Here is a 23,728-nt window from a genome sequence, read left to right as displayed (position 1 = left end):
AGTCCTACTCTTGTGATTCTGGTTCCAAACATTTCCAACATTTATTATGAGTTAAATAACTACCAAGCTTGATATTTTTACTTGTTGCTATCTGTACAAGTTTTACTCAATATTATTAGTTTTTATCTCTTTGTCAGTATGCGATGAGTATAATTGTTTTGATGCATAAAATTAAGTTAACGGTGGTTTTTAGTAAAAGTTTTCTTTGGAGAGGTTAATTTATTAGGTGGGAAGTATCAAAAAGCTGTACTTAGGAATTTAGTCTAGCTTGATATCACAAAATATTCGCGAGTGACTGGTATTTCATTGAGTTGGTGACCAGTGAAAACCTTGTTATAAGGAGTGAAGAGGTTAGTTAAATAGAGAGTGGAATTATTGAAGCGTAATCATATTATATAATTATGTTCTAAATTTTTATGTATTTATTCTATTTATTGTTAGACCTGAAAACTATTTGGTGCCTCACCATTCTCTTTCTTAGCTAGGTAGGGGGAAGGCGAGGTCACGTGCAAGTAGATAATAAAAAAGCACGCCCAATAGGACGTGCTTCGAGTGTTTGAGCTTTGTTGGTTGCGAGCTACATAGCTAAGTTTTCATTTCTTAACTTGGTGAGCGCTTTTAGACGCTTTGTATACTCTTTTTGGAACTCGTCAGGGTCAGCGCCCTCAGATACTTGAGCGTACACTCGCATCTTGTTGCCGCCGTAGATCTTAGCTAGATCATCGTTACTGTAACCGCGTTTCCACAGTTCATCAGTAATCGCCGCTAGGATCTTCGACAGTTCACCATTACCGGTAGCGCCTTTGTTGAACGCCTCAATCATGTAGCCGCCATCGTCGTACATTTTCGCGTTCTTGGTTGCGAAATCCACAACCATTGCGGTAGAGAACATATCATCAGTTGCGATACCTACGTGGTCAACGCCTACCAATTTCACGTAATAGTCGATCATATCTGCAGCTTGCACTGGAGAAATATCTTCAGGCCAAACGCCGTCCATCATCCATTCCGTGAAGGTTGGGGCAACGTAGCCACCTGATTTAGCCGCGCGTATCGCTTCATCGTCAGGAATCGCACGGTAGCAACCTTGTGGCGTTGCATCTGGCTCACTCTTATAAAGCCCAGCAGGCACTGAGTGCGTGTAAACAAATGGGGTTCCAGGATACTTTTCTTCCATGTAATCCATTGCGTCATTTGCTGTCTTTGAGCCTGTGTGGCTGAGGTCGAGAATGACTTGATACTCGACCATCGAATCAATAACAGACTCACCCCAAGGTGTTAGGCCAATATCTCTACCGTTAAATGCGGCTAATTGTCCTGAACCTGTTCTGAAAATGTCGTTGTACGCCAAGATCATGCTTTTTAAGCCCATGTCTTTTAGAATCGCCATTTTGGTCACATCTTCTTCCAAAATAGTGGCGGTTTGGCTGTTCCAAAGTACGGCGGTTTTGCCTTCGGTGTGCGCTTTCTCAATGTCATTATTGGAATGCGCGATGATGAAATTGTCAGGTTGTTTTGCCATCGCAGAGCGGTGTTTATGATGGTGAAACAAGAAGTCATCAAAGTTGTGATCAGCAGCGGTAATGGTGTATTCATGCCCTGTGATACCTGCATCACGAGCATCTTGGAAGTAATCCAACAGTTGTTGCTCGTCCTGCCAACCTGCACCATAAGGGCTCGCGAGCATACCAATGACAATGGTGTCTTGAACAAATGTTTTAGCCTTATCTGATGCAGGCCAGGTCTTACTCTCAACACTTGCCTGTGCAACACCAACACTCATTGCAATGCTTGCTGCTACTAACGTTATCTTTTTAAACATGAAAACCTCTCAATTACTGGCTTAAGTCCATTTATATTTTTGCCTAGATTTAATAGTAGACCCTGACGGTATCGTTGAGTTATTTAAAATTGATAACCCTGTCATACTTTGTAATCAAAGCGTTACGTCCTGAATTGTGATTTCGCCCTAATGCTAAAAACTTAAAGCGCCTTTTGTTAACTTGAGGTAATAGTAGCTAAGCTAGAAAAGTAAAATGTGCATTTTGTGCCACTGAGCTTAGACTGGTATTGATGAAGAAATTGATGCTGATATTGGGTTGAGTTGTGGATTTAACCTGTTTTGAACAAGACAAAGGAATCGTGAACTGATGCTTGAATTACCATTGATTGCGAAGAGTGTTGTGAGTCATTTTCAGCAGTGCGTGCGAGAAGATAAGTCATTAGATCGATACCATGCCGCGATAGAAGGGCTCGGAGTTCAAGTGAGCATGCCATTCTCAATGGATACTTCACCTGCTCAATATGTCTCGTTTAATGTTTTTATTCAGTTCTTAGAGGGTTTGAGGAAGGTATTACCATCCGAGATGTTTGTTTCTTCGTTATTATGCAGTGCTCAACGAGCCGCGCTCGAACTCGATTTTTCTAACCTTTTAGCTCAAGATTTTCTGTCTCTTTTTCCGTTTGAACAATGGTCAGTCGAATCGTCTTCACAGCCATTAAAGCTTTCATTTCTAGTATCTAATCACTCGCTCAATGGTATTGAAGCCGAGCTATTTTTGATCGTTTATAGCAACGCTTATTTCAAAACTCAGCAGATTGATATTGATAAGCCAATTCGCTACGACTTAGTTTCGGTGTCGGCGAGTGCGTTAAGTGAGTTGAGAATACAAACGGAAACGCCACAGTATTTAGGTCAAACTGAGACGTGCATTTCGTATAACCCCATTGTTCGAGATTGCTCAATCAAAGCGGTATCAACGGTTACTACTTCTACCTTCAAGGTGGCACAAGCATTGCTTCCTTATATCGGTCGAGTCGATGTAGATTTGGTGATGTTTGGTCAGATAAACCGGATTGGTAAGCGTACAATCCAAAGGGCACTTAGTGAAGAGGGGACGACCTTTCGAACCATTAAAGAGACCCTTTCTTTTGAATTCGCCAAGCGCGTTATGACTGAGCAAGATTATTCGATCTCAGATATTGCACTTCACTTGGGATACGCAGATGCCTCACAATTTATAAGAGCGTTTAAGCGATCGAACGGAATAACACCACTTCAATGGAAAAAGAACAATAAAGGTATAGGCGTATTGCGCTTCTAAAGCACCAACCATATTCTCTTCAGAAGCTGATTTGTGTTAGTTATTTCTTAGTTTATTGATATTGAGAAGGCCGTCGTAATGATGGCCTTTTTTGTACTCTATTGATTGTATATTCTACCCAAGGCTTTTAATTTATAAACGTTCGCTATGAATCTTGATGTGCGGCGCTTTGTGTCGATTTTTCATCAATGACATAGTGATAATGGGAGTGTGTATGAGTTCTAATGAAATCAAAAATGTGGTGTTTGATGTAGGCAATGTCATTGTGCGTTGGGCACCTCTGGAAATTGCCCGGCTTACTTTTGGTGATACTGAAGAATTGGAGTCTCGAGCTCGTTCTATTTTTCAAAGTACGATTTGGATGGATTTGAACAAAGGATTCTTGACCGAAAGTGAGGCCAAGCTGCGTTATCAACAAGAACTCGACTTATCCCCGTTAGAGTGCGAACGCTTGTTCTATTACGTTAAGCAAACGCAAATCTTACTGCATGGTTCAGTTGAACTCATCGAGCGTGTAAAGCGATCGGGTTATGGTGTGTACGCGCTTACCGACAATGTGGTTGAGATTGTTGAATACTTAAAAAATACTTATCAATTTTGGGCGTTGTTTGATGGTGCGGCAGTATCTGCTGAACTTGGTTTGCTTAAGCCACAACCTGAAATCTACCAAGCGCTGTTATCGAATTATGGGCTCAAAGCTTCAGAAACCGTCTTCCTCGATGACATGCCTTATAACGTTGAAGGTGCGAGAACTGTGGGTATGGCGGCTATCCAGTTTACTAATGCTGTTCAGTGTGAAAATAGCTTACAGGCGCTTGGCCTTAATTTAATCGATTGACGCCTTGGCGAATGAGTTAAATTTGAGGATGTAGAAAATGAAAAGATACCCACCTAAGTCTATCGTTGCATTCTTGTTTTTGACTATATCGGCGCTGGTTTTAGTGGTGGCTGTCGTGCTTCAAATCCGCGGTGAGCAAGCATGTGATGGTTGCTATGAATCAGATAAAGGACAGTTCAAGTTTGTCCTTTATGATGGTACTTCACCTGCGATAATTCCAAGTATTCACAACGAGCTATTGCTCAAACAGATTCCTTTGATGAAGAGCTTCGGTCTTGACTCGATACCGGTTATAACGGTGAGAGTATGGCAAAGCCAAAAGGCGTACTTAGATGAGCAAGAGCGTAGTATTGGTCAGCGATATGCGTTTTCTACAGGCTACATCGAGCCTCAAAGTAATGAAATCAGGCTGCTTTATTTTGGTGGCGAAATCCAACGAACGGCACTGCATGAATTTGTGCATTTACTGACACTTCAAATTCACCCTAATTTCGTGAACAACCCTCGTTGGTTGTGGGAAGCCGTGGCTATCTATAAGTCTGAAGATTACTGGTTCCACATGAATAACCGGAATGCAATCAAAGCCCGTTTTGATGGGCTTGTTCAAGAGTTATACATAAACCCTAATGGTGGTGCAACAATCTACGAAGTTGGTTATACCATCGGTGAATTTATCGAGCGTTCTTGGGGAGAAGAGGCTTTTATCAAGCTCATAAAGAGTAACGGCGATGTATCTGTAATAACGAATGAGCCGATAGAGTCGCTATTTTCAGGGTGGAAGGATTTCGTGAAAAACACCTATCTTAGCTCACCACAAACCGAGTATGAGAAGGCTTTAGAGCGAAGCCCATTACAGGCCTCAGAGCAGTGAATGAGATAAACTGTGTAGAAAGTTAACTGTATGATAGAGCAATGCTGCTTATTAGATTAAGAGCCATGTTATTGAAACATGGCTCTTTTTAGATTTGGATACGCGCTTTCTTGTTTAGTCGCGGGTTTGTTCGGTATTCAAGTGTCGAATCAGCTTCGCAGGTGTACCGCCGTATAGGCAGTCTGGTGGTACATCACTGTTGACGACTGAGTTCGCTGCGATAACTGAGCGATCGCCAATCGTCACGCCTTGGTTGATGACTGAGTTTCCACCAATCCACACATCGTCTTCGACTGTGATAGGCAGGCAGAAAGTTTCCCATTTACGGCGGCTGAGATAATCCAGTGAGTGAGAGGCTGTGTAAAACTGGACACTTGGTCCTATCAATACATTGTTGCCAATTTTGATATTCGCGCCATCAAGCATCACCACGTTCATGTTGATAAAGGTGTCGTTACCGATCTCGATGGTTTTGCCAAACTCGCAATGAAAAGGAGGACGGACAATGCTGCTGCCTACTTTACCAAACAGATTAGCTTGCAGGCTTGGTTGTTGAGTATCGTCTGAACATTGATTGAAGTCCGACAGCGCCTTACTGGCGTGAGTGCGCATGTGGTCTATTTCATGGTCTGCGCCATCAAAAATCTCGCCGGACAGCATTTTCTCGAGTTCTGTTTTCATTGTTTGCATCCCATTCGTCAACATCGATATTAGAATACGGATAATTGGACATAAAAAAAGAGAAAAGCCTACGCCTTTCTCTTCCTGTTTTTCTACTTAGCAATCAAGATTGCTCAAATTAGATTTGCTCAACGAAACCCATTAGGTGCTTCTTCACTTCGTCTGAAGCAAAAGCGCTCTCTACAGAGTACTTGTAGATCTCTGCGTAGTCTTCTTGTGTTAGACCGAACGTTTCACATACACGCTTCACTTCGTTAGTCATGGTTGTGTTCGACACAGTGCGGTTGTCTGTGTTGATCGTTACAACGATGCCGTCTTTCTTGAATTCAGCAATTGGGTGATCGCTGAATTTGTGAATACATTTAGTTTGCACGTTACTTGTTGGGCAAGTTTCAAGTGCAACTTGCTTCTCTTTAACGATGTTGTATGCGTCTTCGTTACCTTGGATGTGAACACCGTGGCCGATACGCTCAGCGTCAAGCAGTGTTACTGCATCGTAAACGTTCTGACCATGCCATTGCTCACCTGCGTGAACTGTCACACGGTAGCCTTTTTCGATCGCGTATTGCGTGTACTCAGGGAATTCAGCGCAGAAGCCCGGCTTTTCACCGCCAGCAATATCAAACGCAACCACGCCTTTACCTAGGTAAGGTTGGCCTGCGTCGATTACATCTTTGATTGAGTCTTTCGGGAACATACGCAGTACAGACATGATGTAGTTGCCTTTGATGTCGTACTTCTCTTCTGCACGCTTCATGCCTTTAACCGCACTTGCGATGATCGCATCAAGAGACAAGCCCTTGTTTACGTGAAGAATCGGTGCAAAACGAACTTCTAGGTATTTAACGTTCTCTAGTGCTGCGTCTTCGTAAAGCTCAAAAGAAATACGCTCAATCGCTTCTTCCGTTTGCATCACTTGCAGTGGCAGGCTAAAGCAAGCTAGGTACTCATCAAGGTTTTTGCAATCTTCAGGCACTGTTAGAGACTTTACTACCGCTTCACGGTCTTCTGGAAGTTCGATTCCGTACTGTTTCGCCAGATCAATAATGGTGTCTGGACGAACGCTTCCGTCTAGGTGGCAGTGCAGATCAATCTTAGGGAGTGCTAGAAAATTCATGAGTATTCCTTAGGTCTATTATTTTTTGAGTTATTAACTCATAGGTTACATGGGCTTAAATTAACAAGTTTGTGATATGATTTAAAGTGACATAAAGTCATCATTAATCTGAATCTAAGGAATATCATGGTAGATGTTAAGAGCTTACTCAAATGTGATATGAATTTACTGCTGTGTTTACACGTGTTGCTTGAAGAGCGCAGCGTTAGCAAAACAGCAGAGCGATTGTTCCTTAGTCAGTCCGCGGTGAGTAAGCAACTCACCAAGCTGCGTTCTTTATTTGATGACCCTTTGTTTGAACGTGAGTCAAAAGGTTTGTTTCCAACCCCGAAAGCCACCTCTTTAGCGCCCAAGATTCATCAGATCCTGCTGCAAGTTGAACAGCTAACCGTGCCGGACATCTTTGAGCCGAAAGACAGCGAACGCACTTTTAATATCGATCTAGTCGAAACCGCTTATACCGCGATTTACCCTAAATTTATGCCTAACGCGCTAGCAGATGCGCCCAACATTACGGTAAACAGCACAACTTGGAGCAGCGAAACTTTTAAGCGTTTACTAAAGCGTGAGGTCGATTTCGGGATTGGAATTTTTGAGCTCGATGAAAGGGCGAGTACCCACATTCAAAATATCCCTGCCGAGCTAAATCATGTCGAGTTGCTGCAAGATTACTCTGTGTGTTTAATGCGTAATGATCACCCAGTGCTTCAAGAAGAGTGGAACCTGCAAGCCTTCCTTAAATACCGTCATATTCAGTTAGTGACGGGTGGCGTTGGCGACTGGTTGCTACTGGAAATCTTGCAAGCCAAACAGCTTCAAATTAACAAAGCCGCCAACGTGTCGGACATCACCAGCGCAGTAAAGTTGTGCAAGCAAAGCGATTTGCTGATGTGTTATCCGTACAACTCGGTTCGTGACTATATTGAGAGTGGCGAACTGGTGATGAAGCCGATTCCGATTGAGTTGGTTCCCGGTGGTTTGTTTCTGCTTTGGCATCGTTACTTTGACTCTGAACCAAGCCACAAATGGCTTCGCGACCTCATAGTCAATAAGACCCAAGAACCTCAGCTGTAAACTGCAAGCTACGATGATCAAAACGGCGAAATAACTTTTTTTAAATTTATTTCGTCTTTTTAGAATGAGCATCGTCTTATTACGGGTGCCAAATGCCCGCCAAGAATGAGATATCTAAATGAATCCAATGCCATCGATTCCGCAACAAGTCATTGAAGATGCTTGTGAGTGGGCAATTATGCACGGTGTCGCTTTTCGTCAGTCTGACAATACCGCGAGACATTGCCCGTTTAGCCTTGCTCCAATGAGTATTGAGAGTGAGGTTTTTGAACACCTGTTGAAGGTGACGCCGCTGATCACCAAGCTCATCAATAATGTTTCTGAAGACCACGACTTTTTACAGTCATCATTGAGCGATATGGCGAAAGCCGATCCGTTTTTTGGTCGTCTGATGGCGTTGCACCGACAAGCCCATGGCAGTGCGGATGAGCGCTTGAATCCAGCGCGACAACCTTTGTTGTTGATGCGTACTGATTTTATGGACGATCGCCAACACGGTGCCAAAGTGATTGAGTTTAATGGTATTGCGGCAGGGATGGCGCCTTTTGGTCAACGAGCAACGGAATTTCATGCGTTCATGCAAAATCAGTGGCCAAACGTTTATAACCATTGGTTGGAAGAATTGTCAGCAACACCGGCTGAAAACCAAGGCTTAACGCAGTTGGCTTATGGTATCGCTAATGCTGCAAGGCCAGTGAAAACCGATTTTAATGAGCAAGATAAACCGGTGTTCTTGATGGTGGTGCAGAAGAATGAAGACAACGTTTATGACCAACATTTGCTTGAAGTTGAGCTACAAAAACAGGGTGTTCGCACGGTTCGTCGTACCTTTGAACAATTGAGCTGTCAGCTTTCATCGGGCGATAATCAACGCCTGCTATTGAAAGATGTCGGAGCTGTCGATGTGGTGTATCTAAGAGCTGGCTATCAGTATTCCGATTACTGGGCTCCAGAGCTAAATGAATCGGTTTGTTGCCATACGCTAAGTCAGACTCGCTTGTTTATGGAACAACACCATGTCGCAATGAACGCGACCATCAGCCAGCAATTAGCGACCAGTAAAACCATGCAAATGCTGCTGACCATGATGCCAGCAGCAGAATACGCACGTTGGGGTTTAACGCGAGAAGAAGCCGAACTGGTCAAGAGTGTTCTGGCTGATATGAAGCCTATCACCAATGAAGCAATTGAATGGTTTAACACACAAGCTGATAAGCAAGAATGGGTGCTGAAAAACCAAGGTGAGGGCGGTGGTCATTGTGTATTCGGTGATGACATCAGCGAGCAACTGAGTCAGCTTAAACCAGAAGAGTACGACGCGTGGGCATTGATGCAGCGCTTGTACCCGCATGAACGTGACGTGCCGACCATTGCAGTGCGTGACACTCAACAAACGCTCGTGACAGACTTAGTCTGCGAAGTGGGTTTGTTCACCGCTTACTTCAAAGGTGAACCAGTAACAGAGTTAGACGGCTACGCGGGCTATTTAATCCGCAGCAAACCCGCTAGCGAAAATGAAGGTGGAATCCACAGTGGAAAAGGGATTCTCGATTCGTTGGTGTTGATTGATTAGTTCTGAATTCTAACGAGTAACAGACAGCAGTAAGGCCAACGTTTATACGCTGGCCTTGTTTATGATTCTTTGCAGATTAGCGCCAAGTTGGATAAGCGACTCGGCTTGTCGTTACGTTATGCTGGAACCTTAAAACAAGAATCTTGATTGCTGTATTTTGGTACGAAGCACAATTTGTCTGCCGACATTTTTAAGCCGTTTTGCATCTGGATATGTGTTACCGCCCAAATCACGCAGCCGTGAGGCAAATTGAATAGCGAGCGAGTTTGAGTGAACAACACGCCGTCATCATAGGCTGGTGTAATGTTCGTCGCTTTGCCTTGCCACGCCTTATGAGCGGTTTGCACATCAATATTTGGAACAATCAATGAGAGCATTTCTGGCTCAACGTCTTTTACGACTTTCAAGCAGATACGACACCCATCGTAGTATTGTTCTATCCAGATTTTATGTGGAATAGCGTGATCATCCCAACCCAGTTGTAAGATATGTTCCATGACTTTGTCCTTGGTATCTAAGAAGGAAAGGCAGTGCTCAACACTGCCTGAATTAGCTCAAATATTATTCGTAACTTAAACCATGTCCGAACGGGTAAAGGGTGTCGGCTTGATCATACCCAGGGTAGTCTGAGTCTTGGTTTTGAATGGCTTGGGCACTGTTCGCTAAAGCAAATGGCAGTTTACCTTGAGGAGCAAAGTTGCCTGAAAGCACTTCCATTAGGTTGCTGTCCGAGACACCAAATGTGGCTATCACGGCACCGGCTTGCTTAAGATTACTTTGATCGTCTAGCACGAAGGGTTGTCTAAAGTTGATGGACAAGACCGTTTTGTCAGAACCCACTTCGTCCATAACGGCTTTGATGTCGCTTAGGCTTGGTTCAATATGCCAAGATGCAGCTGTAGCCATTTCACTGAATGCAAGAATATCGAGTTCGTCTGGGTTCGCACCACCAAAGATAAGATCAGGATCTGAACCTTCGTTAGATACGCGAACACGAATAACCGCATAGTCCGTATCGGCTGGTACTGGTGGACGCGTTTCTCCCGCTTCGTAATCACCGGAAGTCACGGCAAAGTTGTACTTGTCGTCTCCAGCAATGTTTTCGTCCATTCCCATGACATACAGAGCAACAGGAGCTTGTGCGGTTGATTCAGCTAAAGGTAAAGTCTTATTGGTATTTTGAAGTAAGACGACAGACTTTTTCTGTGCGTAATCAGCGCGTTCTTGGTACTTCTCATTGCCTAAAATCTCTTGGGCTTTTTTCTCATCAACGTAAGTGTTTTCGAAAAGGCCAAGCTTGAATTGTTCTTCAAGTAAGCGTGTTACTGATAGGTCGACACGCTCTTCGGTGATCAGATCCTTTTCGACCAGTTTCACGATGACTTCTTTATCATGGAAACCTGAAAGAACATCGACTCCAGCCTCGACCGCCATTGCAACTTGCTCATCAATCGTTTTGTGTTCTACACCCCATGCTCGCTCACCAATAATGCCGGTATCTGAGTTCACGTTACCTGTGTAGCCCAATTCGTCTCTGAGCAGGTCGGTGACAATACCTTTTGAAAACGACATGCCAACATCGTTTGGCATCCACTTTTGATCTACAGGGATGCCGTAGTAAGGCATGATTGAAGAAGCGCCAGCCTCAATCGCGGCAATAAACGGTTTTAGGTGGTAATCAAAATTGTTCTTTGGATAGACTTGGTTCTTACCAAAGTCATAGTGTGGGTCACCGCCGTTTTCTTGTGGACCGCCGCCAGGGAAGTGTTTGATGGTTAGCGCGATACTGTCTTCGTTGACCTCACCGCCACCCTGCAAGCCTTTGATCAGTGAACGCATAATGTCAGACGCTAAATCGGCATCTTCGGTAAAGGTTTCGTGTACTCGATACCAGCGAGGTTCTGTCGCCAAATCCATCATGTATCCGTACATACTGCGCAGGCCAATTGAAGACCATTCTTCATTCATGATGCCAGCAAATTCAGTGATTAAATCCATGTCGCGAGTGGCTGCTAAACCTGCCTCTTTAGGCCAAGCCGAAAAGGCACCTGAAGAAACGTTGATCCCTGCTTTTGCAGATGGATCAATGTGGTTACGAGCATTGGACTTGAATAGAGCGGGGATACCCATTCGAGTTTGTTCACGCAGTTCTTGAACACTATTCATGAACTGGGCAGCTTCTGTTGGGGTTATCTGACAGCCTGAACGGCCAGAATCACAGTCAGGTGCATTCATTGGTGTTTCGATAACGGTGTTACGGAAGATAAAGCGCGTCATTTGGGCATCGGCAATCATGTCTTGCCCTGTACTGCTAACAAGCCCACCTTCGGACGAGTTTAAGGTGTCAATGAGCATCATGCCGGCTTTCTCGTCTAGCGTCATTCGGCTAACCAAGTCTGCTGCTCGCTCTTCTGGAGATAATCGCCAGTCTTCAAAGGGTTCCAGTGTTCCATTGCCGTTAGAATCTCGGAATTGGTAACCTTCAACGTTCAATACATCATGAACACGAGAGTGGACTTGGGGCTGTTGGAAGTTATTGTCGCTATCAGATGAGTTGCATCCTGCAAGAAGCAACGCGATTGCTATAGGTGTCAGGGTAAGACGCTTCATGGTCACGGTCCTATTGTTGGTATAATAATAAGTACATGACCAATTTTAATAATTAACGGATTATTGGTTAACCAAAATAAATCAAACTAAAGATTTGGATCACCATATAAATTTAATTGGTGATTTAATTCAATTTAGTATTGGAAATATATTGACGATGTTTAAATAATGTAAACTTAACTAGATTTAAATTTTTTATATCCAATTAATTCCCCATTTAATTAGTGATGTATTACTTCCATATTTTAAATCTAGAATAAAAAATATATTGCCTATTTTATAGTTAACAATCTGCGCTGATGTAAACGATAGATAGTGACCATGTTGGTGACTATAAAAGTGATTTCGACAAAGGACCCGCCAATCGAACCAATCCAAATGTTATGGCTAGCCCAACAGAAGGAATTGAATAAGATCAAGGATCTCAAGGCGATGCCTTGTCTGGAAAAGAGTGCCCATGTCGCAACGGATGAACCAACAACCGTAATAAACTCAAAGAAATGATTCATGTTGGGTAAAGTCATGCACCACATTAAGCCAATAAAGAACCACATCACTTTGCGTGATTGAGTTTTTATCGATACGTAACTGCGAATAGCATTAATAATTACGCCTATAGCCGCCACTATGGCACCCATTAATATGAAATGGATGCTCATGACAAAACAAAAGATCATCATTTGATAGCGAAAACGCATATCATCTTTTTGCCAAAAGGCCATTACACCGATACAAAAAGCCAGGCCGCCAACTCCTTGTGTTATCCAGTTTTCCATATTTAGCCTTTATTTTTAGATGCTATCGATCACGATTAAATATTAACTTTGAGAGAATAATGCTCAACCATAAAATAACCCTCCAAAAGGAGGGCTAGATATAACGCTAAAGGTGCTATTGCATTAGGTTTAATTGACTAACTTAACGGCTTCACGAGTTAAATGAGCCAGCTCTTCCCAATTACCTTCTTCAATCAGCTTCTTATCTACCATCCAAGTACCACCACATGCGAGCACTCGAGGTATCGCTAGGTAGTCTTTAATGTTGTTTGGGTTAATGCCACCAGTCGGCATGATCTCAATATCCGTGTAAGGCGCAAGAAGTGACTTAACCATGTTGATGCCACCTGATGCTTCAGCAGGGAAGAACTTCAATGTGGTTAAACCCATTTCTAGAGCGGCTTCTACTGTACTCGGGTTGTTGACCCCAGGAATGATATCAATACCAATCTCTTGGCAGGCTCTTACCGTGTTTGGGTTAAATCCAGGAGAAACGACGAACGTTGCGCCTGCTTCTTTAGCGGCGATAGCTTGCTCACGATTGAGTACAGTGCCTGCGCCGATCAACATATCTGGTTGTGATTCACGAAGTAGACGAATAGCTTCAACTGCAGCTTCCGAACGGAATGTAATTTCTGCTGCAGGTAAACCATTTTCAGCTAACACTTTACCCAGAGGGATGATGTCTTCAGCGTTGTCGATAGCGATCACAGGGATAACTTTCAGTGTTTTCAGTTGTTGTTTGATGTTAGACATTGGTATTCCTTAAATGGCTGTGATGGCCGCTTGAGTTAGTTCTTTAGCAATAATGGCACCACGATGTTGGATAACGACGCCTGCCATGGTGTTACCGCGCTGGCATGACTTTGTTAAGTCTTCGCCCGCAAGGTAAGCAGATAAAAATCCGCCATTGAATGAGTCTCCTGCCGAGGTCGTATCAACGACATGTTCAACAGGTAGGGTCGGCACCGCCCGTGGAGTCGAAGCAGTACCAGAATCTGGATTTATGTCACCCTGAAAGGTGGCATCTTGAATGAGACAGCCATCTGCACCCAGTTTAACGATGCATCGCTTAACCCCCAGCGCCGTTAGACGTTCGATAGTTTGTTCAGGTGAAGCATCTCCCCAAATTAACTGCTCATCATCGAATGTTACTAACGCTAAATCCGTCAATGTATACATGGCTTGGTAACTGTTTTTGACGGTTTGGTTTTCGTCCTGTGGCCAAAGTGCAGGGCGGAAGTTACTGTCGAAGGCGATCTCAACACCTTGCGTCTTCAACTCAACCAAGATGTTCAATAGCTCGATACGATCTTGCTCAGGCAGAATCGCTAATGTGATGCCGCTGAGAAAAACCATATCGACATTGCGCAGTGCCTGTTTTATCTGATTGAAATCTGGGTGCTGCAGCAGGTAGCGCGCAGCCGATTGATTTCTCCAATACAGGAAGGTACGTTCACCTGCGTCATCAAGCTGAATCAGGTATAGGCCTGGAGTACGTTGGCTGTCTTGAAGAACAAGGTCAGTCGATACCCCTTCTTGTTGCCAGCGTTCTAACATTCCCTTGCTAATCGGGTCTGCGCCCAAAGCCGTGACGTAGGACACTTTGATGTCATCTTGATTGAGGTTGGCCTCGCAGCCGCGGCTTAAATAAACCGCAGCATTGAGTGTGTCTCCGCCAAACGTTTGATGCATTGAGCCGAACGGTTTGCCGTTCAGCTCGATCATGCATTCACCAATAATGGCGATATGTTTCATTGATTACGCCCTCTCTTCGAAGTAGCGTTTTGCGTTTCCAAAGCAGATGTCTTCGACCATCGGGCCAAGCAGTGACATGTCGTTTGGCACCTCGCCGTTTTCAGCCCAACGACCAAGCATGTCACACAGAATTCGGCGGAAGTATTCGTGGCGTGTGTACGACAAGAAGCTGCGAGAGTCAGTCAGCATGCCGACAAACTGGCTAAGCAGACCAAGTTGAGATAACTGTTCCATTTGGCGTTGCATGCCGTCTTTCTGATCGTTGAACCACCAACCAGAACCAAACTGAACTTTGCCCGCGATGCCGCCACCTTGGAAGTTACCAATCATGGTGGCCATCATCTCGTTATCGCGAGGGTTTAAGCAGTAAAGGATGGTGCGAGGTAACTCGTTGCTTTGATCCATCTCGTCCAACAGGTGAGCCAATTCGAAGGCAAACGTCTTATCGCTGATCGAATCAAACCCTGCATCTGCGCCTAACAGCTGGAACATACGCGTGTTGTTATTGCGCTGAGCACCAATGTGAAGCTGCATTACCCAACCCATTGCGGCGTAGCGCTTACCTAGCCACACTTGAACCGCTGTTGAAAACTGCGCACATTCTAGATCGGTGAGTGCTTCACCATTGAGGCGTCGAGTTAACAGGGCATCCAAATCCGATTCTGATGGAATAGGTGCGTAGCGAACCACTTCAATACCGTGGTCTGCTGCACGGCAACCATGGTCGTTGAAATGCGTTAGGCGGCTGTCTAAAGCACTCAATAGATGATGGAAGTGAGTGATCTCAACGTTGGCAACCATGCCTAATTTTTGTAGGTAATCAGCAAAGCCATCAAGTTCAATTTTGAACGCTTTATCTGGGCGCCAGCTTGGTAGTACCTTCACATCAAATGAACTGTCTTGAGCGATCGCTTTATGGTGTTCAAGAGAATCAATTGGGTCGTCTGTCGTACCTGCCATCACCACATTCATTTGCTTCATGATGCCGCGAGCACTAAATTCTGGTGTCGCTAATAGCTCGTTGCCTTCGTGCCAAATTTGGTCTGCGGTTTCTGGACCAAATAGAGTGCCAGTAATACCAAATGGGCGGCGCAGTTCTAAATGAGTCCAGTGGTAAAGTGGGTTGCCCAAGGTTTGAGGGACGGTTCTAGCCCATGCCATGAACTTATCATAATCGCTTGCGCCTCCAGTAATCAGACGCTCATTAATCCCTGCTGAACGCATACCACGCCATTTGTAGTGGTCACCTTCAAGCCAAATCTTAGACATGTTTTCGAACTGACGATCTTGAGCCACTTCTGCCGGGTTTAGGTGGCAGTGATAGTCATAAATCGGCTGGTGGCTTGCGTGTTCGTGGTACAAGCGGCGCGCTGTCTCATTCGACAGCAAAAAGTCTTCACATAAGAAATTCTTCATTGTTTGTACTCCTTACAACGCAGCCACGGTCGCAACAGCACCGTGTTCAATTAATGATTGGTACGCTGAACTTACCGCATCAATCACCTGCGGGTTTTGGCCTAGTTCGGCAGGGAAAATCGCTTCAACCGCAAGTAATGCCGGAACAACAGAAACATTGAGTCCATGCTGGTCGCAGATCTGGCGAAGTGTGTCTGCCATAGGATCGCGAACATCAATCTCGTTGCCTTGCTCGTTAACGCCAGATACATAGCGCATCCAGCCAGCGATGGCGGTTGCAAGCCACGAGAAATCTGAGCCTTGCTCTAAATGGAATCGTAAGCTGCCACCCATACGTTGAGGGATCTTCTGGCTGCCATCCATCGCAATCTGCCACGTCTTGTGCTTCAAGCTTGGGTTAGTGAAGCGGTTGATCAGCAAGGTTGCGTAACCTTCTAAATCAGTCCCTTCAGGCATCGTTAACGACGGTGCTTGGGATTTCATCATCATGTCAAAAGCGGCTTTTCGGTAGCCAGCATCCGTCATGGTGTCGGAAATATGATCGTAGCCACCAAGGTATCCAAGGTAAGCAAGGAAAGAGTGACTGCCATTGAGCATGCGCAGTTTCATCTCTTCGTAAGGCACTACATCTTCTACGAACTCTGCGCCAGCGACATTCCAGTCTGGACGACCTGCCACAAAGTTATCTTCAATCACCCATTGGCGGAAGGGTTCACAAGCGATGCCACATGGGTCTTCACAACCAAGCAGTTCTGCAATTTCTGTCAATGTTTCTTCTGTTGCTGCGGGTACGATGCGGTCAACCATGGTGCATGGAAAGGTGACATTGGTTTCAATCCAATCACGTAATTCTGGGTCAAGCAGTTGAGCGAACTTAATGATCGCTGCTTTTGCTACATGACCGTTCTCTTGCACGTTGTCGCAAGACATAACCGTGAACGGTGTTAAGCCACGTTCGCGGCGAATTTTTAGGGCTTGGACAATATAGCCGAGCGCTGATTTTGGTTGAGTTGGGTTAGCTAGGTCAGCGATGACTAATGGATTATTTTTGTCGAGTTTTCCTGTCGCTGGGTCAGCGCAGTAGCCTTTCTCTGTGATGGTCATAGAAACGATAGCCACTTGAGGCTCAGACATTTTTTCTAATACGGTTTCGATGCCATCTAGGCTTGGGTGAAGAGATTCGGTCACTGAGCCGATCACTTTAACGTCTGTGGATTCAGCGCCTTTTTCAGCTACGGTGTAAAGGTGGTCTTGCGCGCGAAGTGATTCAATTAGGTCTTCGCCGCCGAATAGGTTTATCTCACAAATGCCCCAATCAGTATTGGTTTTGCTGAGCATTTCATTGGTGAACAGCGCTTGGTGTGCTCGGTGAAATGCGCCGAAACCAAGATGCACAATACGGCTTTGGAGTGCTGAACGGTCGTAGTCAGGTCGTAATACAGTGTTTGGCAGCGTAGAGTTAGCAACAGTCTTCATTATTCAGTTCCTTTTCCCGCCAGCGAACCAGCGGGATTTTATTATTTGGTAAAACGTTTGAGTGTTTAGCAGTCTTAGAATGTATCTGTGACCAAATTACGAACCGTAGCCCAGTACCAATTCAGGTAGGAACAAGCTCAGCTCAGGGATAAAAGTAACGGCCATCAAGGCTGCAATCAGTGCTGCGTAGAATGGCAGCAAAGGTTTGATGACTTTGTCGATGGCAATGTTGGCAACCGAACAACCAATGAACAGAGCACTACCTACTGGCGGTGTACAGATACCGATAGCAAGGTTGAAGGTCATCATGATGCCGAAGTGAACAGGGTCGATGCCTAGGTCTAGCGCAATTGGTAAGAAGATTGGTGTGAAGATCAGTACCGCTGGTGTCATATCCATGAAGATACCCACAATCAGCAGAATGATGTTGATGATCAATAGAATCATTAGCGGGTTATCAGAAACCGCCAGTAATGCATCAGCAATCATGTAAGGCACATCGGCGTTCGCCATTGCCCAAGACATACCCATTGATGCGCCAACCAGTAATAGAACGATAGATGTTGTTACTGCAGACTCAAGGATGATCTTTGGAATATCGCCCCATTTCACTTCACGGTAGACAAGCACAGCTAAAACAAACGTGTATACCACAGCAATTGCAGAAGCCTCAGTTGCAGTAAAGATACCGCCAATGATGCCGCCCATGATGATGCCGATCAGTGCTAAAGAAGGTGCCGCTTTTAAGAAGGTATCCCAAACCATTGATAATGAAGGACGCGCTGCCACTGGGTAACCGCGACGTTTCGCGATGATACCCGCCACAATCATGATACTTAATCCCATCAAGATACCTGGGATGTAACCCGCTAAGAACAGCGCCGCAATTGAAGTACCACCAGAAACCAACGAGAAAACGATCAGCGTGTTACTTGGCGGAATCAATAGACCAGTAGGACACGACGTAATGTTTACCGCAGCAGAGAAGTTTTCGTCGTAGCCGTCTTTCTTTTGCAGAGGAGACATGGTGCCACCCACTGCAGCAGCCGATGCAACCGCTGAGCCTGAGATAGAACCAAACATCATGTTTGCCATCACGTTTACGTGTGCCAATGAACCAGGTAGACGACCACCTAACACTTTCGCGAAGTTGATCAAACGCAGCGCGATGCCGCCTTGGTTCATGATGTTGCCCGCCAAAATGAAGAACGGGATTGCCAATAGTGCAAAGTTATCAAGGCCAGCGGCCATACGTTGAGCAACTACAGCGATTGCAGGCTCAAGTGGTAAGCTCATTAAGATGGTTGCTAGTGACGATAAACCAATCGCAAAAGAGACCGGTACACCGATTGTAAGCAGTACAGCGAAACTACCGAATAAGGTCAGTATTACTTGCCATTCCATTGTGAAATCCTTCTATCAATCAAGTTGTGAGTCGGTGATCAAATCGTCACCTGACATTAATTGTTCAACGCGTTCGTAGGTAAATACGACGGAGTAAAAAATCATCAAAGCGCCACTAATCGGTAAGCAGAAGTAGATGTAGCCCATTTCTAAACCTAGAGCGGGAGTCAGCTGTCCCATCGCAAGCGTTTTAGCAGCAAGTTGGCTTCCACCGTGTACTAGAACGATATAAGAGAAAGAAGCGATGGCTATTTGGATAACGATTTCGTTGATTAATTTGCGTTTGCCAGTCAGCTTCATCGTAAGCAGGTCGATGGCAAGGTGGCGTTTCAGACCCGTAGTGTAAGCAGCACCAATTAAGGCTACCCACATAAAGAGATAACGCGCGAGCTCGTCGGTAACAGTACTTGGTTTGCCAATAACATAGCGGGATAAAACCTGCCATATCACACACAGCACTAAGAAAGACGATAGAGACACTGTAAAGGCGGCCAACCCTCTATTTATGTAACTGACCAATTTATTCATGTTTATTTCCTTTCAACAAAATTGCGTATCTCATAACAATTGGTTTACCAATGTAAGAAATTGTTTCTATGTAGGGATGGGATGTTCAAAAATCTGGCTGAATCATAAGCTATTCATTTTTTGGTTGGCGTGAGCAACTTCACAAATGATTTTGGTTGACCAATTTATGGGTTTTTATTGTGATATTGGTCAATCAATTTTAATTTCAGCTTTGACGGTTCCTTTTTTGAGCCCCAATATGAGCCCATAACAAAAAACACCCTACATTTTGGATAACCAATCCACGGAGAATAAGAATGATGATGACGCGTAAAACTTTGATTAGTGCGGTTGTCGGTGCTGCTTTGACTTTTGGAGCAACAGCTTCTGCTTATGCAGCGACAACATTGAAACTGAGCCATAACCACCCTCGTGACCATGCAGTACATGAAGCGATGACGTTTATGGCGAAAGAAGTACGTGAATTGACTGACGGTGAGGTGCGTATTCGTATTTACCCTGATGCTCAATTGGGTACACAGCGTGAATCTATGGAGCTGATGCAGAACGGCGCTTTAGATATGGTGAAAAGTAATGCTGCTGAGCTAGAAGCTTTTTCTCCTGCTTATTCATCATTCAACATGCCTTACTTATTCCGCGATCAAGCGCACTACTACAGTGTGACTGATGGTGAAGTAGGCCGTGACATTCTTAACTCTTCTCGTGATAGCGGCTTTATTGGTGTGACTTACTACGACGCTGGTGCGCGTAGCTTCTATACCAATAAGCCAATTAACACACCAGAAGATCTGAAAGGTTTGAAAGTTCGTGTTCAACCAAGCCCATCAGCTATTGCGATGGTGAAAGCGTTAGGCGGTAACCCAACGCCACTAGCTTACGGTGAGTTGTACACAGCACTGCAGCAAGGTGTCGTAGATGCGGCTGAAAATAACATTCCTTCTTTCAGCTTGAGCCGTCACAGTGAAGTGTCTAAATACTTCAGCTTAGATGAGCACACGATGGTTCCGGATGTGTTGGTTATCTCAACCAAAGCATACGATAAACTGACTACAGAACAACAAGATGCGTTAATGAAGGCGGCAAGTGATTCATCTGAATTGATGAAAAAATTGTGGGCTGAATCGGAAGCAAAAGAGCGTGCTAAAGCCGAGAAAATGGGCGTTACTTTTGTGGAACCAGACAAAGCTGCGTTCGCACTAGCGGTTCAACCTATGTACGACGCGCTAGATAAAGCGGACCCAGAATTGAGCGCATTGATTGACCGTATTCAGGCGGTTGAATAACGAGAAAATATAGGAAAAAGAGTAATACAAAAACAAGGTGTTACTGCATTTTAAGATATAGAGGTTGACCAATTATATTTGGTCATTATGATGGCGAGAGAAATACAATGGAAAGAAGTGACAATATCATCATGATGCCTTTCGAGCCGAAAAGACCTTATCAGGAGATAGGGTTAGTACTAAGAAAAGAACTGATTGAAGGCCTGTATAAGGTCGGAGATAGGTTACCTCCAGAACGCGATATCGCTGATCGTCTAGATGTAAGCCGCACTGTGGTGCGTGAAGCAATCATCATGCTGGAGCTTGAAAACTTAGTTGAGGTGAAAAAAGGGTCGGGTGTTTATGTCCTGAACATTCCAACTCATTCTCGCGAGAATGTGGTCAGCGATGATGCTGGTCCATTCGAGATGCTGCAGGCCCGCCAATTACTAGAAAGTAATATCGCGGAGTTTGCGGCAACTCAGGTCACTCCGGGCGACATCATTAAGATGCGCTCTGCACTCGAACTCGAGCGCGAAGAGCTTGCAAGCGGCACCACCGATTGCAGCGGAGATGAAAGATTTCACATGTGTATTGCAGAGGCAACTCAAAACTCTGTGCTGGTAGACATGTTGAAACAATCCTGGGAGCGACGCGAAAAGAGTCCAATGTGGAATAAACTCCACTCTCACATCAGTGGTCAAGATTACCGTGAAGAATGGTTAGATGATCACGCTCGTATCCTCGCCGCCTTACAGCGCAAAGACCCTGTCGCTGCTAAGAACGCAATGTGGCAACACCTTGAGAATGTTAAACAGCGTTTGTTAGCGCTGTCAGACATTGATGACCCAAACTTTGATGGTTACTTATTTAGCTCCAACCCAGTGGTGCTGCTTAGCTCAGAAAGCTAGTTCTGAAGCTAATGTTGAATTCAGCGACAAGGCTCCTCTTGAAAGCTGATTCATTCACTAGGTTGTAGATAGGTAATCGTCTTTAGACCGGCGTAGACCGGTGCTATCTCGGGCAGTAATTGTCATTGCTGCCATTAAGAAGTCGTTATTGCATTTAGCTTGATTAATTCGAGCCGGCTAAGTGCGTCTTAAAGAAAGGTAAGTCTCATGGAACAAACGTGGCGTTGGTACGGCCCTAATGATCAAGTTTCGCTAGACGATATTCGTCAAGCGGGCGCAACTGGTATTGTGAATGCACTGCACCATATTCCAAATGGTGAAGTTTGGACAAAAGAAGAAATCCTTAAGCGTAAAGCCATTATCGAAGAGAAAGGTTTAACGTGGTCGGTCGTAGAAAGCGTGCCTGTGCACGAAGAGATCAAAACTCAAACTGGCAACTACCAGCAATGGATTGAGAACTATAAGCAAACTCTGTCTAACCTTGCTGAGTGTGGCATCGATACGGTTTGTTATAACTTCATGCCCGTGTTGGATTGGACACGTACCGATTTAGAATTTGAAATGCCTGATGGCTCGCGCGCACTGCGCTTTGACCAAATCGCGTTTGCGGCATTTGAGCTGCATATCTTGAAACGTCCAGGCGCAGAATCGGACTATTCAGAATCAGAGCAAGCTCAAGCGTTGGATTACTTCAACAAAATGACGCCAGAGCAAATTCAGCAACTGACCAATAACATCATCGCTGGCCTGCCAGGCGCTGAAGAAGGTTACACACTAGAAGCGTTTCAAGCACAGCTAGATCGCTATGCGGGAATCGACAAAGACAAGCTACGTGAGCACATGTCTTACTTCCTTGCTGAGTTGATGCCTATCTGTGATGCGAATGGTTTGAAGATGGCCGTTCACCCAGACGATCCACCGCGTCCGATTCTAGGCTTGCCTCGCATCGTTTCAACGATCGAAGACATCGATTGGTTGACCGAACATGTGCCAAGCAAAATGAATGGCTTGACGATGTGTACGGGTTCATACGGTGTTCGTGGCGACAATGATCTGGTTAATATGATCAAAAAGCACGGTGACCGAATTTACTTTACGCACCTGCGCTCAACTAAGCGTGAAGAGAGCAACCCAATGACATTCCACGAAGCAGCGCACCTAGATGGTGATGTGGACATGTACAACGTTGTGATGGCTATTTTGGATGAAGAAAATCGTCGTGCAGAAGTGGGCGATCACCGCTTAATTCCAATGCGTCCGGATCACGGCCATCAAATGCTGGATGACCTTAAGAAAACCACTAACCCAGGTTATTCGGCGATTGGTCGATTGAAAGGCTTAGCTGAAGTTCGTGGTTTAGAGATGGCATTGAAACGCGCTTTCTACACCAAGTAACGACCGCATCTAGCTTTAAAATACGCCTAAAAACCAGAACTCATGTTCTGGTTTTTTTGTATCTGAGCTCAGTAAAACCTAAGAGTTTGGATCACTAAGATCACGTCCCTAACTTGGTAAACGCCAACGGGGTTTGTCCAGTTTGCTGTTTGAAAAAGGAAATAAACGCACTGTTGGATGAGAACTCTAGCAGATGAGCCACATCACAGACTTGTCGGTTTTCTGAGAGCAGTTCAATCGCTTTAAACAAGCGCCATTGCTGTCGCCACTCTTGATAAGTCATGCCTGTTTCGGCTTTGAATAATCGAGTAATCGTTTTGGTGCTTGCGCCAACCGAGTTCGCTAATGTCGAGAGGGCTGGGGCAAGAAAGGAAGCGGTTCGGACTCGTTTACAAAAGCTTTTAAAACGGCGATCTGTTGGTAGCGGCAAGATAAACGAGTGTTGGTTAGCGCTGTAAAACTCTTCCCAGAATAGGTTGGCGGTATTGGTGGTTTGCTCGCTGGCAATGTCCCAATCCCAGAAAGCCATCTTATTGATCAGGGCTTTTAAAAGCTCATTCACTTCCACAATTTCAATCGCTTCTGGGCAGGTGTAGATACTGCTATCAAAATAGAGCGACCGATAAGCAACCACATTGGTCATCTGCGCTCGATGCTTGGTATAAGGCGGGATCCACACGGCTTTAGTCGGCGGCAAAATGCAAATGGCGTTTTCTAAGGTCAAGGTGATGCAACCCTGCGGAGCATACAGCAGCTGTCCTTTTACGTGGTGATGTATTCCTGAATCATGCTGACCTAGCTCTGCCGCAATCCCTATTACGGGCGCAGGTGAGCTGTCTGCATCAAACTCAATCGTTTCGCTGATTAATGCCATTTGTCCTAATCTTGTTGTTTTTGGTTTTAATGTTGTTAACGAGCCAAGGTTAGTTTCCCC

21 protein-coding genes are annotated in these 23,728 nt (G+C 44.9%); 8 read left to right on the top strand and 13 right to left on the bottom strand.

Features of this window, described 5'->3' with window-relative positions; translation table 11 throughout:
• Nucleotides 1-577: 577 nt before the first annotated feature.
• A complete protein-coding gene (locus tag MSG35_RS03150; protein WP_048609972.1) occupies nucleotides 578-1,822 on the bottom strand; it encodes a membrane dipeptidase in 1,245 nt (414 codons plus the stop codon).
• 328 nt (nucleotides 1,823-2,150) lie between these two features.
• Between MSG35_RS03150 and MSG35_RS03145 the strand changes: the two genes are divergently transcribed.
• From MSG35_RS03145 to MSG35_RS03135, 3 genes are all read left to right on the top strand, one after another.
• Nucleotides 2,151-3,104: a helix-turn-helix domain-containing protein gene (locus tag MSG35_RS03145; protein WP_248382777.1), complete on the top strand. Its 954-nt coding sequence runs from the start codon at nucleotides 2,151-2,153 to the stop codon at nucleotides 3,102-3,104.
• 214 nt (nucleotides 3,105-3,318) lie between these two features.
• Entirely contained in the window at nucleotides 3,319-3,942 is a 624-nt protein-coding gene (locus MSG35_RS03140; RefSeq protein WP_248382776.1) for an HAD family phosphatase, read from the top strand.
• 37 nt (nucleotides 3,943-3,979) lie between these two features.
• Nucleotides 3,980-4,813 (top strand): hypothetical protein, encoded by an 834-nt coding sequence (locus MSG35_RS03135; RefSeq protein WP_248382775.1) that lies wholly within the window; start codon nucleotides 3,980-3,982, stop codon nucleotides 4,811-4,813.
• Nucleotides 4,814-4,927: 114 nt separating this feature from the next.
• Here the strand turns inward: MSG35_RS03135 and MSG35_RS03130 are convergent, their stop codons facing one another.
• On the bottom strand, nucleotides 4,928-5,494 hold the full coding sequence (locus MSG35_RS03130) for a sugar O-acetyltransferase (protein WP_248382774.1): 567 nt from the start codon (nucleotides 5,492-5,494) through the stop codon (nucleotides 4,928-4,930).
• Between the two features lie 118 nt (nucleotides 5,495-5,612).
• On the bottom strand, nucleotides 5,613-6,611 hold the full coding sequence (gene add / locus MSG35_RS03125) for an adenosine deaminase (protein ID WP_048610321.1): 999 nt from the start codon (nucleotides 6,609-6,611) through the stop codon (nucleotides 5,613-5,615).
• Nucleotides 6,612-6,737: 126 nt separating this feature from the next.
• Between add and MSG35_RS03120 the strand changes: the two genes are divergently transcribed.
• Nucleotides 6,738-7,685, top strand: coding sequence for a LysR family transcriptional regulator (locus MSG35_RS03120; RefSeq protein WP_017061092.1), 948 nt, complete (start codon nucleotides 6,738-6,740; stop codon nucleotides 7,683-7,685).
• A 118-nt stretch (nucleotides 7,686-7,803) separates the two neighbouring features.
• Nucleotides 7,804-9,258, top strand: coding sequence for a glutathione synthase (locus MSG35_RS03115; protein ID WP_248382773.1), 1,455 nt, complete (start codon nucleotides 7,804-7,806; stop codon nucleotides 9,256-9,258).
• 116 nt (nucleotides 9,259-9,374) lie between these two features.
• Here the strand turns inward: MSG35_RS03115 and MSG35_RS03110 are convergent, their stop codons facing one another.
• The 9 genes from MSG35_RS03110 to MSG35_RS03070 form a co-directional block, all read right to left on the bottom strand.
• Nucleotides 9,375-9,755 (bottom strand): hypothetical protein, encoded by a 381-nt coding sequence (locus MSG35_RS03110; protein WP_048609959.1) that lies wholly within the window; start codon nucleotides 9,753-9,755, stop codon nucleotides 9,375-9,377.
• A gap of 64 nt (nucleotides 9,756-9,819) precedes the next feature.
• Nucleotides 9,820-11,868 carry a glycoside hydrolase family 3 N-terminal domain-containing protein gene (locus tag MSG35_RS03105; RefSeq protein WP_248382772.1) on the bottom strand — a complete coding sequence of 683 codons (2,049 nt, stop codon included), beginning with the start codon at nucleotides 11,866-11,868 and terminating at the stop codon, nucleotides 9,820-9,822.
• Between the two features lie 272 nt (nucleotides 11,869-12,140).
• On the bottom strand, nucleotides 12,141-12,644 hold the full coding sequence (locus MSG35_RS03100; RefSeq protein WP_017057788.1) for a YgjV family protein: 504 nt from the start codon (nucleotides 12,642-12,644) through the stop codon (nucleotides 12,141-12,143).
• Nucleotides 12,645-12,773: 129 nt separating this feature from the next.
• Nucleotides 12,774-13,400 carry a bifunctional 4-hydroxy-2-oxoglutarate aldolase/2-dehydro-3-deoxy-phosphogluconate aldolase gene (locus MSG35_RS03095; RefSeq protein WP_017068137.1) on the bottom strand — a complete coding sequence of 209 codons (627 nt, stop codon included), beginning with the start codon at nucleotides 13,398-13,400 and terminating at the stop codon, nucleotides 12,774-12,776.
• Nucleotides 13,401-13,409: 9 nt separating this feature from the next.
• The gene (locus MSG35_RS03090) at nucleotides 13,410-14,402 is read right to left on the bottom strand and encodes a sugar kinase (RefSeq protein WP_248382771.1); all 993 of its coding nucleotides are present in this window, start codon (nucleotides 14,400-14,402) and stop codon (nucleotides 13,410-13,412) included.
• 3 nt (nucleotides 14,403-14,405) lie between these two features.
• Nucleotides 14,406-15,818, bottom strand: a complete 1,413-nt coding sequence (gene uxaC, locus MSG35_RS03085) for a glucuronate isomerase (RefSeq protein WP_248382770.1) — start codon at nucleotides 15,816-15,818, stop codon at nucleotides 14,406-14,408.
• A gap of 12 nt (nucleotides 15,819-15,830) precedes the next feature.
• Nucleotides 15,831-17,294 (bottom strand): fructuronate reductase, encoded by a 1,464-nt coding sequence (locus tag MSG35_RS03080; protein WP_248382769.1) that lies wholly within the window; start codon nucleotides 17,292-17,294, stop codon nucleotides 15,831-15,833.
• 96 nt (nucleotides 17,295-17,390) lie between these two features.
• On the bottom strand, nucleotides 17,391-18,698 hold the full coding sequence (locus MSG35_RS03075; protein ID WP_048609953.1) for a TRAP transporter large permease subunit: 1,308 nt from the start codon (nucleotides 18,696-18,698) through the stop codon (nucleotides 17,391-17,393).
• A 15-nt stretch (nucleotides 18,699-18,713) separates the two neighbouring features.
• Entirely contained in the window at nucleotides 18,714-19,226 is a 513-nt protein-coding gene (locus tag MSG35_RS03070; protein ID WP_248382768.1) for a TRAP transporter small permease, read from the bottom strand.
• A 299-nt stretch (nucleotides 19,227-19,525) separates the two neighbouring features.
• Here MSG35_RS03070 and MSG35_RS03065 point away from each other — a divergent pair, with 299 nt between their 5' ends.
• The 3 genes from MSG35_RS03065 (at nucleotide 19,526) to uxuA (ending at nucleotide 22,794) form a co-directional block, all read left to right on the top strand.
• Nucleotides 19,526-20,509, top strand: a complete 984-nt coding sequence (locus MSG35_RS03065; protein ID WP_054542902.1) for a TRAP transporter substrate-binding protein — start codon at nucleotides 19,526-19,528, stop codon at nucleotides 20,507-20,509.
• 107 nt (nucleotides 20,510-20,616) lie between these two features.
• Entirely contained in the window at nucleotides 20,617-21,399 is a 783-nt protein-coding gene (locus tag MSG35_RS03060) for an FCD domain-containing protein (RefSeq protein ID WP_048610343.1), read from the top strand.
• Between the two features lie 207 nt (nucleotides 21,400-21,606).
• Nucleotides 21,607-22,794 carry a mannonate dehydratase gene (gene uxuA, locus MSG35_RS03055; protein ID WP_248382767.1) on the top strand — a complete coding sequence of 396 codons (1,188 nt, stop codon included), beginning with the start codon at nucleotides 21,607-21,609 and terminating at the stop codon, nucleotides 22,792-22,794.
• Between the two features lie 100 nt (nucleotides 22,795-22,894).
• Here the strand turns inward: uxuA and MSG35_RS03050 are convergent, their stop codons facing one another.
• Nucleotides 22,895-23,668: a helix-turn-helix transcriptional regulator gene (locus tag MSG35_RS03050; RefSeq protein WP_248382766.1), complete on the bottom strand. Its 774-nt coding sequence runs from the start codon at nucleotides 23,666-23,668 to the stop codon at nucleotides 22,895-22,897.
• Nucleotides 23,669-23,728 lie beyond the last annotated feature (60 nt).

This window comes from Vibrio sp. 1CM23M (assembly GCF_023161755.1).
In the GTDB taxonomy this organism is placed as follows: domain Bacteria; phylum Pseudomonadota; class Gammaproteobacteria; order Enterobacterales; family Vibrionaceae; genus Vibrio; species Vibrio coralliirubri.
The sequence above is the reverse complement of the archived record's forward strand: the minus strand, read 5'-3'. Positions and strand labels throughout refer to the sequence as shown.

Coding starts and splice junctions, on each gene's coding strand:
- MSG35_RS03140 (WP_248382776.1), top strand. CDS start 3,319: ATGAGTTCTAATGAAATCAAAAATGTGGTGTTTGATGTAGGCAATGTC.
- MSG35_RS03100 (WP_017057788.1), bottom strand. CDS start 12,644: ATGGAAAACTGGATAACACAAGGAGTTGGCGGCCTGGCTTTTTGTATC.
- MSG35_RS03060 (WP_048610343.1), top strand. CDS start 20,617: ATGGAAAGAAGTGACAATATCATCATGATGCCTTTCGAGCCGAAAAGA.
- MSG35_RS03075 (WP_048609953.1), bottom strand. CDS start 18,698: ATGGAATGGCAAGTAATACTGACCTTATTCGGTAGTTTCGCTGTACTG.
- MSG35_RS03130 (WP_248382774.1), bottom strand. CDS start 5,494: ATGAAAACAGAACTCGAGAAAATGCTGTCCGGCGAGATTTTTGATGGC.
- MSG35_RS03090 (WP_248382771.1), bottom strand. CDS start 14,402: ATGAAACATATCGCCATTATTGGTGAATGCATGATCGAGCTGAACGGC.
- MSG35_RS03145 (WP_248382777.1), top strand. CDS start 2,151: ATGCTTGAATTACCATTGATTGCGAAGAGTGTTGTGAGTCATTTTCAG.
- MSG35_RS03070 (WP_248382768.1), bottom strand. CDS start 19,226: ATGAATAAATTGGTCAGTTACATAAATAGAGGGTTGGCCGCCTTTACA.
- MSG35_RS03080 (WP_248382769.1), bottom strand. CDS start 17,294: ATGAAGACTGTTGCTAACTCTACGCTGCCAAACACTGTATTACGACCT.
- MSG35_RS03105 (WP_248382772.1), bottom strand. CDS start 11,868: ATGAAGCGTCTTACCCTGACACCTATAGCAATCGCGTTGCTTCTTGCA.
- MSG35_RS03120 (WP_017061092.1), top strand. CDS start 6,738: ATGGTAGATGTTAAGAGCTTACTCAAATGTGATATGAATTTACTGCTG.
- MSG35_RS03150 (WP_048609972.1), bottom strand. CDS start 1,822: ATGTTTAAAAAGATAACGTTAGTAGCAGCAAGCATTGCAATGAGTGTT.
- MSG35_RS03050 (WP_248382766.1), bottom strand. CDS start 23,668: ATGGCATTAATCAGCGAAACGATTGAGTTTGATGCAGACAGCTCACCT.
- MSG35_RS03095 (WP_017068137.1), bottom strand. CDS start 13,400: ATGTCTAACATCAAACAACAACTGAAAACACTGAAAGTTATCCCTGTG.
- MSG35_RS03110 (WP_048609959.1), bottom strand. CDS start 9,755: ATGGAACATATCTTACAACTGGGTTGGGATGATCACGCTATTCCACAT.
- uxuA (WP_248382767.1), top strand. CDS start 21,607: ATGGAACAAACGTGGCGTTGGTACGGCCCTAATGATCAAGTTTCGCTA.
- MSG35_RS03065 (WP_054542902.1), top strand. CDS start 19,526: ATGATGACGCGTAAAACTTTGATTAGTGCGGTTGTCGGTGCTGCTTTG.
- add (WP_048610321.1), bottom strand. CDS start 6,611: ATGAATTTTCTAGCACTCCCTAAGATTGATCTGCACTGCCACCTAGAC.
- MSG35_RS03135 (WP_248382775.1), top strand. CDS start 3,980: ATGAAAAGATACCCACCTAAGTCTATCGTTGCATTCTTGTTTTTGACT.
- MSG35_RS03115 (WP_248382773.1), top strand. CDS start 7,804: ATGAATCCAATGCCATCGATTCCGCAACAAGTCATTGAAGATGCTTGT.
- uxaC (WP_248382770.1), bottom strand. CDS start 15,818: ATGAAGAATTTCTTATGTGAAGACTTTTTGCTGTCGAATGAGACAGCG.